Raw genomic sequence first — 13,356 nt, 5'->3', positions numbered from 1 at the left:
TTCTTTCCCCTCAGCGGCTCATCAGCACTTCAGCAATATGCATCACTTTGACCGGCTGACCTTCCCGTTGCAGTCGACCGCCAATGTTCAGCAGGCAGCTGACATCTGCGCCAATCAAGTATTCCGGCTTCGCATCCATCAGATGAAAAACTTTCTCTTTCACCATCTCGCCGGATATTTCAGCCATTTTGACCGAGAATGTTCCGCCAAAGCCGCAGCAGGTGTCCTGATCGGCAAACGTCAGCAGCTCCAATCCGCGCACGTTTTTCAGCAGTGTGAGCGGCTCTTCCTTCACACCCAGCTTGCGGGTCAGGCTACAGGAGGGGTGATATACGGCGCGGCCATGCAGACTGGCGCCGACATCCACCACGCCCAGTTTGTTGACGATAAAGGAAGTGAGATCCTGCATACGCGCGGCAACGTTCTCAGCACGGATCGCCCACTCAGGTTCATCGGCCAGATAGGTCGGGTAGCTTTTTACCGCATAGGTGCAGGAGCCTGCCGGAGAGATAATCGGATCGTCGTTGTCTTCCAGCGCAGCGATCAGGTTTTTCATCCCGGGGATCGCTTCTTTGATGTAACCGCTGTTGATGGCTGGCTGACCGCAACACCCTTGCTTCTCGGGGAAATTCACGCGACAACCCAGTTTTTCCAGCAGCAATACGGAGTCTCGTGCCATCCGTGATTTCAGTGCGTCACCAATGCAGGTAACAAAGAAATTTACATTCACAATAACCACTCCATTGCTTCATTTCTGTTTATTGCGCTTGATATTGCTATATCAAGCAAAGGTTCAATCGTGTTTCACACCCAGTTTTTCGGTTTGCTCGTTTTACTAATGCCTGGGTTCATAATGATGCTCAGATCGTTTTCCTTTGATGGCGACTCTCCGTTTCTTATATCAGGACAATCGCAAATGTCTGTATTTTCATTTGTATGACAAAACAAAATAATCCCCTAATCGACTCGGACATGCAATACCCAGGTTTATTTATTTCGGCATCGCTCACATTTTTATATTTAAAACAACAGCATTATTAACACCTTAAGAATAGTTTCAGGAGATAACTATTCTCGTCACTACCATTATCAAACATGTTGTTAAATAACTACTTATAGGTATTTCGCTTACTCTTAAGTATATTTATTCGGCATTAAATTTTAATTAAAAGATTACAATAGTTACAAAAGCACAAATCATAATTACTTTATCCACTGAAGCGATTCAGTTTACAGCTTTTATTAATCCAGCAATGTAGCCTCCCCGCCATAAATATAAATCAGGTTTAATAAACCAATCGGGAATAGCAATGAACGAATATTTTATGTTTGCCCTGGCACTCTCTCCGTTACTACTGATGGTATTTTTAATATTAAAACTAAAAATGGCCATCCATTATTCCGTGCTAATCTCTTTAGTTTTCACCGCCGCGTTATCAGCACTATTCTGGGGAATGCCCGTACAGAATCTGAAAGCCGCAATAGGCTATGGCGCACTGAAGGGATTATGGCCGATCGTGATAGTGATCCTCGGCGCTATCTTCAGTTATAACGTCATGCAGGCGACCAAAGCGCTGGATATTCTGCGCGATATTCTCGCCAGCATTAGCGAAGATAAGCGTATTCAGGTGCTGCTGATTTCATGGTGCTTTGGCGGATTCCTAGAAGCTGCGGCGGGTTATGGTACGGCGGTCGCCATTCCAATCGGCATTCTTATTGCGCTCGGATTCAACCCGCTGAAGGCGGCGATCGCCTCTCTCGTCGCAAATACCGTTCCCACCGCATTCGGCGCGGTCGGGATCCCGGTTTCTATTCTGGCGGAACAGGTTAATCTGCCGGTTTATACCTTAGGCGGAACTATTATTCTGCAACTGGCGCTGTTTAATATCCTGCTGCCGTTTGTCATTGTCTGCATAATTGGCGGCGGCCTGAAAGCCATTCGCGGCGTATTTCTGATCACGCTGATGTGCGGCATCACCACGCTGGTTCCGCAATATTTTGTCGCTATCCATCTTGGCGCGGAATTGCCTGCCTTTGCCGGGAGCCTGGTCAGCCTGTTTGCCGTCGCGATAGTCAGCCGCCTGCGCAAAGGAAAAACCGATCCCGAATGGCGCATTGAGGTCAGCCATACCCGCGAAACCACGCCGCGCTCGGCAAAAGTGTTGTTCCGCGTGGGCTCTATCTATCTGTTTATTTTTGTCTTTATCCTGCTGTGTTCACCGCTGTTCCCGACGATAAAAGCCGCGGCGTCCCAACTGGCCTCGGTACTGCATTTCACGCTCGCCGACGGCAAAACCCTGGCGCTGAAAGTGGAATGGGTGACCACGCCGGGGATGCTGATCATCTTTGCGACCATTATCGGCGGTTTTATTCAGGGGGCTTCGGCACGTGGGATGCTGGAAGTGTTTATCAAAACCATTTTCCAGCTTAAAAATTCCATTGTGGCGATTATGGCGATCGTCGCGCTGGCCACGGTGATGGATCTCAGCGGAATTATTTCCACGCTGGCCCAGTCGATTGTCGATCTGACCGGCAGCTCATACGTCTTCCTCGCCCCGGTGATTGGCGCGCTGGGCACGTTTGTGACCGGCAGCGATACCAACTCGAACATTCTGTTCGGTAAGCTGCAAACTATTGCCGCCAGTAAGCTGCATATCGATCCTAACTGGCTGGCGGCGGCCAATACCTCCGGCGCAACGGGCGGAAAAATGATTTCGCCGCAGAGCATCGCCATCGCAGTTTCAGCCACCAAAATGGACGGTCAGGCCAACCAGATAATGTCTGGCACCATGAAATACTGCTGCGCCTACATTGTGATCCTCGGCCTGAAAGTTGGTCTCTTTTATTACTGGTTTATGGCGTAACCCGTTGTCAACCCCGCCAAATTCGCGGCAATCGTATTTGACGACGCGGTGACCATAAAGGTTTACACCGCCCCGGGATCGGAACGAGGTGACAGGCTTTACGATTTGTCGGCGCTGACTAAAATAGCGCCGATGTTTCAAATCGAGGATTGTTGTTATGTTGTTCTGGAAAAAGATGGTGAAGAAGTTCGACGCCTTTTCTGCGTTGATCCCACCACGCTACTTCCGCGTGTAATGTCTGCGTTTCACGCTCATTTGTCGGCCGGATAAGGCGCAAGCGCCGCATCCGGCAACTGGCCCCCTTTCACTTGCGCAGCCCGCACGCTCTTAACACCCTGACCCACAGACGAAGCCACGCAAAACGGTAGACCAGCGGATGCTGAAATCGTAGTAATGTCAGAAACATAGAGCCTCCTTGCGGCGCTACAGTACCGTTGCCTGATAGCGAATCTGCGGCTCCATTATCTGGTGACGCGCGTCTATCAGCCGCAGTTCATACGAGTCGCGCTCTTTCGTTAGTCGCATCACCGCGTCAACAACACTGGTGGTCCGCTCCAGCGCCAGCTTGTCATCATAACCATTGAGCAGTGAGGCCAGCATCACGCTGCAAATCAGATCCCCAACGCCCACCGGCATTTTGGCAAAGCTATACAGCGGCCGGGCGATGTGTAACGTCTGTTCCGCCGTCACCAGCAGCATTTCAAACGCCTGTTTGTCACGCGAGCAGTCGCCGAGATGCTTCACCAGTACCTTCTTCACTCCCCATGCCACCAGCTGCTGCGCCGCTTCCACCACCTCGTCAAAACTACGCAGTTGTCTGCCCGTCAGCACGCCCAGCTCATAGAGATTCGGCCCCATTATGTCGGCCAGTTGAATGGCATCATCGACAAAAAAGGACTCCACGCCCTGCGCGACAATGCAGCCTTTTTGCGGGTCGCCCATTACTGGATCGCAAAAATAGAGCGCCTGCGGATTACGCTGGTGAATGGTGGTGACCGCGTGCTTGACCTCTTCGCAATGGCGTTTATCTCCAAGATACCCTGACAATACGGCATCACATTGCGCCAGCTTTTGCAGGTCATCCAGCCCGCTGATGATGGCGCTCAACTCGCCGTGCGGCATCGCCATGCCCTGCCACATCCCGTACTGGGTGTGGTTGGAAAACTGCACGGTGTAAAACGGCCAGACATCGATCCCCGAAAGCTGCATCGGCAACACGGCGGCTTTATTTCCGGCATAGCCATAAACGACTGACGACTGAACAGACAACACATTTTTCATTTTGACTCCGTCTAACGAAACGTTGGCAGCAGACCAAATACGTCCAGAACAACCGTCAGATAAACAATCGCCCCACAGACAATCACCAGATTGAGCACGGTGTTATTACACGGCGCGGTATAGCTGGCGGTCGGAAAACGTTTCCGCGCAGCTTTCACCAGGAACGGCGGCAGGATCACGCTCCAGATGGTAAAGGCCAGACCGGCGTAACCAATCGCGTGCACAAAACCGTTCGGGAAGAAGAAGCACACGGCGGCTGGCGGGAAGTAAGTCACCAGCGCGGTTTTCAGGCGGCCCATGCCGTCATCCGGGAAATGAAACAGATCGGCGATATAATCAAACAGGCCAAGCGTCGCTGCCAGCAGGGAACTGGCTACCGCGAAGTTGCCGAAGAAGGTCAGGATCAGATCCATATAACGGCTGGTGAACAGCCCACTGATGGCCTCGACAAACACGTCGATATTGCCGCCTTTGGCGATAATTGGCGGGAACGAGGAACGGCTAATGTTGCCCATCGTAACGGCTAACCAGAAGATATACAGCAACAGGGCAAACAGCGTGCCGATGATAATAGAGCGCGTAATATTCGAAATCCCGCTCGTGCCATACAGCTTGACCAGGCTCGGCACGTTACCGTGAAAACCAAATGAGATAATGCAGAACGGCAGCGTCATCAGGATATACGGCAGATACTGCGAATTGGGCAGCGCCACCGCCACGCTGTCGACGAGTTTTGCCACTTCGATATGGCCCACCAGTCCGGAGAAGGTGGCAAAGAACGCCACAAATTTACCGATAATCAGCACGGTAGTGATGCGTCCAACCAGCAAGGAACTGTACCAGGCAATTGCCCCAACCAGCATACTGACGATAATCACCGAGATATTTGCCGGAAAACGTACGCCGCTGTATTTGAATACGGTTTGCGCCATCACCGCCGATGAACCGGAGATATAGGCATAGGTCAGAATATACAGCACAAAGCCGAAAGCGATACCCACCACAATATTCCACTTACGCCCTAATAAATCCTGGGTAAAGGTATTAAAACTGGCACCAGCGCCATAATGCAGGTTAACTTCAACCAGCATCAGACCGGTTAATAACATCATGATGGCAATAAAGAGAAGAATAACCGACGCACCGGGGAACCATACGCCAGCCATCGCAATCGGCAGGGAAAACATTCCGCCACCCACTACGGTCGCGATAACCAACATGGTTCCGCTAATCAGTCCGGGGGTACTACTCTGTCGCTCAATGGCATTAATATCCATGATAAATGTTCCTGTAGACTATTCGTTATAATTACAGCTGTCATTTGTACATCATGCGGATAATAAAAATGTCGGAGTCAGGGTTTACTTTTTATAGTTCTGTCACGGTAACGGACACCGCAAAGGCTTCCTGTTCATGGAAAAAGAAGACAAAAAAGCCCCATCGCCAGATGGGGCCATAATGATTATTTAGATATAATCAAAGCGTGCGGTAAAGAAACGCAACTGCTTCGGCTCGTAAATAAACTTCAGCCCGCGAATATCTTCTTTGTGCTGGTAAAGTTTAATAATACCGTCGGCCACCACATCCATATGCGCGTAGGTATAAACGCGACGTGGAATCGTCAGACGCACGGTTTCCAGTTTCGGTCTGTGGTGTTCGCCGGTGACGTTATTACGACCCGCAGAGATAATTCCGCGCTCCATACTACGTACACCAGTTTCCACATAGATGCTGGCAGCCAGGCTTTGCGCCGGGAACTCGTCCTGCGTCAGATGCTCGCAGAAACGGCGCGCATCGAGGAATACCGCGTGACCGCCCACCGGTTCAACAATCGGTACGCCAGCAGCTTTCAGCTTGTCGCCCAGATAGCGCACCTGCTTCACGCGGTGCTCAATGTACTCATACTGCATGGCTTCGCGCAGGCCAATCGCCATGGCTTCCATGTCGCGTCCGGCCAGGCCGCCGTAGGATGGCATCCCTTCGTACACTACGACTAACTCTTTGGCAGCAGAGAACATTTCGTCATCATTCATGCACAGGAAACCGCCGATGTTTACCAGACAGTCTTTTTTACCACTCATGGTACAACCGTCGGCGTAGCTGAACATCTCATGCACGATCTCTGCGATGCTCTTGTTCTCAAAGCCCTGCTCTTGCTCTTTGATAAAGTAGGCGTTTTCTACGCAGCGGGTGGCGTCGTAGAACACTTTAATGCCGTGTGCTTTTGTCAGTTCACGTACCGCACGCATGTTTGCCATCGATACCGGCTGCCCGCCCGCGAGGTTAACCGTCACCGCCAGGCAGATATAGGCAATATTCTCGGCGCCTTTTTCATCAATCAGCTTTTGTAATTTTTTAAGATCGATATCACCTTTAAATGCAATATTCAGACCGGCATCGTGCGCTTCGTCACGAACGATATCGACAAACACCGCGCCATTTTTTTCCTGGTGATAACGGGTAGTGGTGAAATACATATTCCCGGCAACATATTGCCCAGGTTTAATAGCCAGCTGCGATAACAGGTTTTCAGCGCCGCGGCCCTGGTGAGTCGGAACAATATGTTTAAAGCCAAACAGTTCCTGAACCGTTCTTTCCAGATGGTAGAAGTTTTCGCTGCCCGCGTACGCTTCATCACCCATCATCATTCCGGCCCACTGCTTGTCGCTCATTGCGTTGGTGCCACTGTCGGTCAGCAGGTCAATATAAATATCTTTCGAATTTAACAGGAAAGTATTGTAACCCGCTTCCTGCATTTTCTTAAGGCGTTCATCACGCGGGATCATAGATACAGTTTCAACGCTTTTAATACGGAAGGGTTCTGCCGGATAATTCATTTTGTTTCTCCAGTAACAGTGGTCATGTACGTATTAATGTGAAGTAAAGCATACCTGGTTCATCAATAAAGTCTGATGAAATATAACTATTCGCCTCCTGAGCCAGGGGGAGAAATAATGTGGAGGCACTATGCAAGATTTAATTGATTATGGAAATAGCTCGAGCAACATTAATCACTGGCAATAATTCCAAAATCTGTAAATGTGAGTGATGCAAATCACACGTCATTTTTTTACCTATTCATATTCAACAAGTTTTTTTTTGCGTGTTGTTTTGTCGTTCGCTGTTGAGCGTTACCTGCGACGGGAAATACTGAAAACTTTACTTTCCAGGCTGTTCTCATTTTGTATTGGTGAATGAGTACACCCCATTTTGTGAGAGTCGGATCACTTCGCGGGTTACTATTTGTGATACACATCACTAAAAGTGTAAAGCAAAGTGTACAAATTGATGTTGTTTCAGAGTTTGCTATTTGCTTCAGTGAGTTAGATCGCATTTTTGGCAGATATCGACAGGCGTTGTTTTCTGGAGCGCGGGGATATTCAGGCGCGTGGAAGGTAATGAATTTATACGCTGAATAATACCGGATTTATTGAGATGAAGGCGTTTTCTATTTATTCCAAAAGCGTGCTATTCGCGCTTATTTCATCTTATTTACATCTGGACTTCACCCAAGATACTGGGGTAATTTACAGGGATTTTATTAGCGCGATGCGAAGGTGCGCCAACACCTGCGCATCGCTAATCACTGTCACTATTAAAGGGAATAGTCACCATAACTGATACGCATAGTATTGCAGTTTCATTTGATCCAGAAGTGCATGCCGCACGCACCGCCGAACCCGAAGAGTCAGAACTGATGAAATCCCTGCGCGCCGTGAAAATGCTCTCCGCGCGCAAGCAAAAGCAGGTGCTGGAGTTTATCGGAGTGATTGCGGGGAAAGCGTCAAAGGGGTGAGAGTGTGATAGTCCTTGAGGTGCCTGCGGGCGCCTTTATTATGGGGTATTGCGCCATCTTTGCTTTATGCCGTAGTACGTTCGTTCCAGCGTCAGTATATTGAATATTGCCATCTACGATACACCAAGTGATTTTTTCATAGCGCAGTTATACGCTTTCTAAATGCCCGGTTCCCCGCTCGCGCCTTGAGCATGTAAAAACGGTGTTCAAGGCATTAAACAAACTTACTTCTACTAGCCTTTACCAGTGGCAGCCGTACCGCATTATCGCAGCGCGCTACGCCTAACAAGAGAAATCTTTTATCATTGCCTTCTTTAATACCGCAACCAGAGGTGCTTTATGGACAACCTTTCCTTTCTCTATTTATTGATTTTCCCAGCCAAAAAGATGATGAAAAATGGTAAAGCTAATAACATCTATAACCGCATTCAATCACTAACACGAACCTGGGGCGAAGTGGATTTTGAGCGCTCTTACCAAATTATCGTGCCGCAGTCAGAGGTTTTTAAACTAGAAAAAATGCTGCATTTTCTGTTAACCAATTATCAGACAGGCATTGATGCAGGCGATGGTTATACCGAACTGTTTACCATTGAGGCACTGGAACCTGCGATTAAGCATATTCATTATGTTATTGATCATGAAGTAATTAACGCTCAATTGCAGAAAGGCATAGAGAGGCCGCCACTTCGTGCCAGTAGATGTACGGAGCATTCTCATAGGAAAATGAAAAAGCAGTCCAATTTAATGATAAACGACCTTATCGAGGTGACGGAACAGTTCAGCAGGATAAATCGCTTACTGCTTATCTTACTGTTTAAGCAGCATCGACTACTTTATCAATATGATATTGAAGAAAATACAGTGAAATTTCGGATAGCGGATAATTACGCTGAACAGAGTGACGCTCACAAAATAATGCGCATGTTTAGCTTTTCAATTAAAGATTTCAGGTATACGGGTACAACCAACTACTGCTCGGGAATCTGTCGCAAAGATACAATCACACAATACAGCGTTCGGCTGATTTCAGCCGACAAAAATGCGCACCCTCTAGTTGCCTATCTCGCCTCACAAACCGAGAACCTATTGAACAGGTTACCGATGCGTTCGTCGTTATTAAACAAGGATCTTCCGGTACTGGAATCGAGTCGTATTTTGTGCGATATATTACATAATAATAGCGAAGTTTAATAATCGTGCCACCGAGACGCAAAACTCTCGCTGAGGTGAAGGTTTAAAAGAAGGGGGGAGGGACAAATTGAACTTTTCACCTGAAAACAGTGCCAGTATAAACTGAAATATCGATCTTTCTTTTACATCACAGCCCATGGCCATAAAAAATAGTTATACTTAAGAACCAATTGCGAAGGCCGGACTCGAATTTCACACCTAATAGACTGATATCAATGTTGTTACAATCAGGAATAATTATTTATACCCACACTTGTACCCACAAGTTAAAATCCGTACAAAAAATAGACACTACGAGTGGGTATAAAGCCATACCAGTAGAACACCGATATGGCTATCAAAGCAAGATTCAGGCAGGCAGGAAAGTTTTCTTCAGAGGTACCAAAAGTTTGGTCTCAATATCCACTTGCTCATAGTTCTCAATAAGCGCACGGACGAGATCATCAAGCGTCCAGAGCGTTAGTGGTATCGTCGAACGGTCGGCTTCATATCGAGCATCTTTTGTAAAACCACCGGTACTGACATAAAGCCCGCGATCGTCTTTATGGCGACCGCCGATAAAGCTGCGGATCTGTTGGCTTCCCATTTGCTCCCTGCGATGTTTTACCTCAACGATAATACGTGGATTTTCAAAACCGAATCCATCAGGTGAAGCAATGATATCTTTACCCCGATCGGCTCCCGCAGGTGACACCTGCGTTTTATAGCCCATACTGCGTAAAACTCCGGCAACCAGATTTTGCATCTCGTCCCAGTCAAGAGAGTTGATGCGATCTTTGATACCTTCAAACGCGAGCATTTCCATATCGCGGAGCGGATCAGAAACGACCTCATCTTCATCCATCGCAATTGGATTCTGAGTAATCACATCTACCGTAGGTTTCTTATCCTGCAAAAGCTCTTCTAGAGCATATTCTGGAAGCTGGAAAACCGTCAGCGTGGAGCCCAATGTGTTTTTGGTAGCAACAGACAATCGATCGCGATCGATTTCTTCAGTATTCCATTTAACCTGTCGAGCGATTCCCATCCCCTCTTCTACCCATTCAGGGTGGTACTGGAAATCAGATGTAACCTTACCTAGCAGATAAGTACGATTGGCTGGCGAATAGGTAATAACCCAATCACCCTTTTGGATCTCATTCACAAAACGCCAGACCTGCGATGCACCAGAACGGGCTGTTCCCAGCTTTGTTAAGGGATCTGCCTCCTGGTATAAGTCGAGTAACTGGGCTCGGGACAGGCCGGGTTTGACTAATGGAGCCAGCTGAGACCAACCTATGCCTACAATTTGCTTATCGCGAAAATCGTCATAGAGCTTGCCGCCATCGCCACGAATCATCCACATTCTGTTGCCCATACCAGTCCCTTCATGAGGAAAAGAAATTATGCTGGATCATAAGCTTGTTCGTAGTATGCGTCAAAACCATCAACAACGACGGCCCAGCATTCCCGGATTATGCTTGCGATAATGTGCCCAGTTAAAATTACAGCTTCAATTTGCATGATATTTCGTCCATATAAGTAAAAGCACCAACCAGCATCGGCAGGTGCTTTTTGGAATGAGTAAATTAAATAAGTAAGGAAAGCTGCAGTGTGAATCAGGAAGGCTATTCCCAATGTTCACCGTGCCGCGCTTTCAATAAACCTGTTGCCTGTCGCGCCCGCAGAATATCGACTGCCCGCAGATATGGGGACTGTTCTTGCCAGTCGAATCCCCTGCGATCAATACGAACCAGCCCGTACTTTTCCACCAGAAAATTAACGGCATCGGCCAAAGATATACCGGCATCGATATGTTCCTGAATTACCGTTTCATCACTGAATGGCGTGTCGTTGAGTGTCAGCCCATAATGTTGTTCCAGCAGGCGTGCAAGCAGCATTTGCCAGAAAGCCACGGGCGACAGACATAGCTTCGCCGCCTGCGGATTTGTTGCAGGTAGAGTTTTCATATTTGCTCTTGTGAAAGTAGTTAACGATGGGTGGAGTAAACGGCGATGTATACGTAGCCGCAACTGCCAAGGGTATCGGCTTCGCAGGTGAAACCATTGTGGTACAGGGTGACACAGTGGGCATGGCGAGGATTCATTTCACCAGTAGTCAGCATCGACTCCATCTGGCTGATAAAATGTGGGAATACTTCATCCAACTTCAAAGATTCTGCATTACTGAATTCACCGGTAATGCTGGCCCGGTCAGCCAGATAGTGCAGCCGGTTTCCCTCCTGTACCAGACGAGCACCAAAGCAAGGTGTCACATTACGATTCAGTCCCCATTTTAGAAATGTATCGTTCTCTGAGTCAGTAGATTTCATTGAAGTGCCCTCATATCCAGCCTCGCTCAGCAAACGACACAATGCCATCTGACCCTATAACCAGATGGTCGAGCGTGTTCACATCAACCAGTGCCAGGGCATCTTTAAGCCTGCCCGTAATATTGCGATCGCATTGGCTGGGCTCCGGATCACCGGATGGATGGTTATGCACCAGCACGACTGCAGCAGCATTGAAGCGAAGCGCTGACTTCACTACCTCACGGGGATGGACCTGGACATGGTTAACCGAACCGGCAAATAGCGTTTCGCTCTCCAGTAAACAGTGCTGGTTATCGAGATAGAGCACCATAAACACTTCCCGCTCCTGTCCGGCCAGCTGTAACCGAAGCCAGTCACGGGCAGCAGTACTTGAGGTAAAGGCTATTCCAGGCTGGCGCAGATATTTATCCAGCAGGTTGATAGCCCGGCGGATGGTCCGTTGGGCATAGGGGGTTAATCCGGAGGTCGCAGGGAGCAAATAACCATACGGGGCCATAATCGCCAGTGGAAAGAGTTCAGGCTGCGTTGACACCGGGGATAATGCGGTATTCATGTCAGGTATTCCTCAGTCGATTAGATGCATAATGGCGCTGCATTCCAGATGGTTTAGCGCGTAGTCGCGTAAGCGATAATAGTGCTCAGTCATCGCGTCACACTCGGTGAGACAGGCGTGGTGGTTGTAAGCCATCAGACAGGCGACCATCCCTGCAGCTTCACTGGTAAGCTCTGCGCCATTGCCGTTCATGCTGTTGAACAGTGTCCACTTCTCATCGTGATCTAACTCGGGAGCCATAAAACCGCCGCCGTTGCTGAGTGTCGAAAAGCGCCAGATACCACCTTGGTAATCGGCACACAGCCGATCCATCCAGGCGAAAATGCGAGGTTCAAGCGTTATCCATTGTGGGATGGAGCCAAAGTGCTGTGGCCAGAAGCCGATGCGTAACTCGTCAGGGATCACCGAGGCAGTAATTGCGGTATGCTCCGCAACCTGATGATTTTGTGTATTCATTAAACTATCTCCTTATGCCGGAACCGTTGTTTAACGCCCGAAAAAATCGAGCATATTTTCTGCCATAACCCACAGGGCGCGATTAAGCTTCACATCGCCATCAATACCTGTAACAGCACGGGTGCGGTTGCTTTTCCCCTGTGCGGTTCGCCCTGACAATCCCCCTTTCATCAGGTTCTCCTGTACCCGCTGATAGACGGTCCACAGGTCATCTCTGTAGTCCTCCCGGCGACGAGGGGTCAGCAACTGCGATACCGTTACCGGCTGGTGGTCTTCACCAAAGCGATACTTCAGCGCGGCATTCGCCAGGGCGTTACGGGCTGGTTCTGGCAGTGCCAGTGACTGCATTGCATCGCGCTTCTCCTCAACCAGGTCAAACACACCGAGCACTTCGTAAGCCCCTTCAATCACCTTCTCGACGACATTGCCTTTATGCGGTACCCGCACTTCTCCGAATGACTGACCGCAGACCAGGCCGTACGAAACAGCCCCGGCAGCATCTGGTAGCTTGATGAGCCGTCATGGCTGTTAAGTAGAATGATTTCCGGCACCTGATGCCCGGTCAGTTGCCCGTCGCGACGCAGTCGAAGCATGTGCTTGGTGTGCTCCCGCCTGCTCTGGTCGCGAACTTTTGTCTGGCAGGCAAAGAACGGCTCAAAGCCTTCACTCTGCAGGCTTTCGAGGATGGTGATGGTCGGGATGTAGGTGTACCTGTCTGAACGAGATTCATGCTTGTCAGTCCCGAATACGCTGGGCACATGACTCATCAGCTCTTCGTGGGTCAGAGGCCGGTCACGGCGTATCTGGTTTATACGGCCAAAGCGGCTGGCTAATTTCATGGTTATTTCCTGTATGTGAGACAAAAGAAAACGCCCCGTTCGAATGAGCAGGGCGCTGGAGG

Annotated in this window: 11 protein-coding genes and 3 pseudogenes; 3 read left to right on the top strand and 11 right to left on the bottom strand. The window is 49.0% G+C overall.

Annotated features, from left to right (window positions below):
• Nucleotides 1-10: 10 nt before the first annotated feature.
• Nucleotides 11-730, bottom strand: a complete 720-nt coding sequence (locus FDW97_RS16400) for a (Fe-S)-binding protein (protein WP_042312620.1) — start codon at nt 728-730, stop codon at nt 11-13.
• 580 nt (nt 731-1,310) lie between these two features.
• Here FDW97_RS16400 and FDW97_RS16395 point away from each other — a divergent pair.
• A complete protein-coding gene (locus FDW97_RS16395) occupies nt 1,311-2,864 on the top strand; it encodes an L-lactate permease (RefSeq protein ID WP_137351340.1) in 1,554 nt (517 codons plus the stop codon).
• A gap of 423 nt (nt 2,865-3,287) precedes the next feature.
• Here FDW97_RS16395 and pdxY read toward each other — a convergent pair whose 3' ends face one another.
• The 3 genes from pdxY to FDW97_RS16380 form a co-directional block, all read right to left on the bottom strand.
• Entirely contained in the window at nt 3,288-4,145 is an 858-nt protein-coding gene (gene pdxY / locus FDW97_RS16390) for a pyridoxal kinase PdxY (RefSeq protein ID WP_137346797.1), read from the bottom strand.
• An 11-nt stretch (nt 4,146-4,156) separates the two neighbouring features.
• Complete coding sequence (locus tag FDW97_RS16385; RefSeq protein WP_038636871.1) at nt 4,157-5,422, bottom strand: aromatic amino acid transporter; 1,266 nt, start codon at nt 5,420-5,422, stop codon at nt 4,157-4,159.
• 189 nt (nt 5,423-5,611) lie between these two features.
• Nucleotides 5,612-6,982, bottom strand: a complete 1,371-nt coding sequence (locus FDW97_RS16380) for a tyrosine phenol-lyase (protein ID WP_038636869.1) — start codon at nt 6,980-6,982, stop codon at nt 5,612-5,614.
• 833 nt (nt 6,983-7,815) lie between these two features.
• Between FDW97_RS16380 and FDW97_RS16375 the strand changes: the two are divergent.
• Nucleotides 7,816-7,941: pseudogene (locus FDW97_RS16375) on the top strand (hypothetical protein); the annotation flags it as partial.
• 64 nt (nt 7,942-8,005) lie between these two features.
• Here FDW97_RS16375 and FDW97_RS23655 read toward each other — a convergent pair.
• Nucleotides 8,006-8,115, bottom strand: a pseudogene (locus FDW97_RS23655) (type VI secretion system tube protein Hcp); the annotation flags it as partial.
• 165 nt (nt 8,116-8,280) lie between these two features.
• Here FDW97_RS23655 and FDW97_RS16365 point away from each other — a divergent pair.
• Nucleotides 8,281-9,135 carry a hypothetical protein gene (locus tag FDW97_RS16365; RefSeq protein WP_137351338.1) on the top strand — a complete coding sequence of 285 codons (855 nt, stop codon included), beginning with the start codon at nt 8,281-8,283 and terminating at the stop codon, nt 9,133-9,135.
• Between the two features lie 349 nt (nt 9,136-9,484).
• Here the strand turns inward: FDW97_RS16365 and FDW97_RS16360 are convergent, their stop codons facing one another.
• The 6 genes and pseudogenes from FDW97_RS16360 to FDW97_RS16335 form a co-directional block, all read right to left on the bottom strand.
• Nucleotides 9,485-10,492 carry a restriction endonuclease gene (locus FDW97_RS16360; RefSeq protein WP_137351337.1) on the bottom strand — a complete coding sequence of 336 codons (1,008 nt, stop codon included), beginning with the start codon at nt 10,490-10,492 and terminating at the stop codon, nt 9,485-9,487.
• A 250-nt stretch (nt 10,493-10,742) separates the two neighbouring features.
• On the bottom strand, nt 10,743-11,084 hold the full coding sequence (locus FDW97_RS16355) for a TA system toxin CbtA family protein (protein WP_137351336.1): 342 nt from the start codon (nt 11,082-11,084) through the stop codon (nt 10,743-10,745).
• Between the two features lie 20 nt (nt 11,085-11,104).
• Entirely contained in the window at nt 11,105-11,446 is a 342-nt protein-coding gene (locus FDW97_RS16350) for a type IV toxin-antitoxin system YeeU family antitoxin (RefSeq protein ID WP_170973691.1), read from the bottom strand.
• A 10-nt stretch (nt 11,447-11,456) separates the two neighbouring features.
• Entirely contained in the window at nt 11,457-11,999 is a 543-nt protein-coding gene (gene radC / locus FDW97_RS16345; RefSeq protein ID WP_137351335.1) for a DNA repair protein RadC, read from the bottom strand.
• A 12-nt stretch (nt 12,000-12,011) separates the two neighbouring features.
• Complete coding sequence (locus tag FDW97_RS16340) at nt 12,012-12,455, bottom strand: antirestriction protein (RefSeq protein WP_137351334.1); 444 nt, start codon at nt 12,453-12,455, stop codon at nt 12,012-12,014.
• 30 nt (nt 12,456-12,485) lie between these two features.
• A pseudogene (locus FDW97_RS16335) lies at nt 12,486-13,294 on the bottom strand (DUF932 domain-containing protein).
• Nucleotides 13,295-13,356: the final 62 nt, after the last annotated feature.

It is taken from the genome of Citrobacter sp. wls708 (assembly GCF_005281255.1).
Lineage (GTDB): Bacteria > Pseudomonadota > Gammaproteobacteria > Enterobacterales > Enterobacteriaceae > Citrobacter > Citrobacter werkmanii.
The sequence above is the reverse complement of the archived record's forward strand: the minus strand, read 5'-3'. Positions and strand labels throughout refer to the sequence as shown.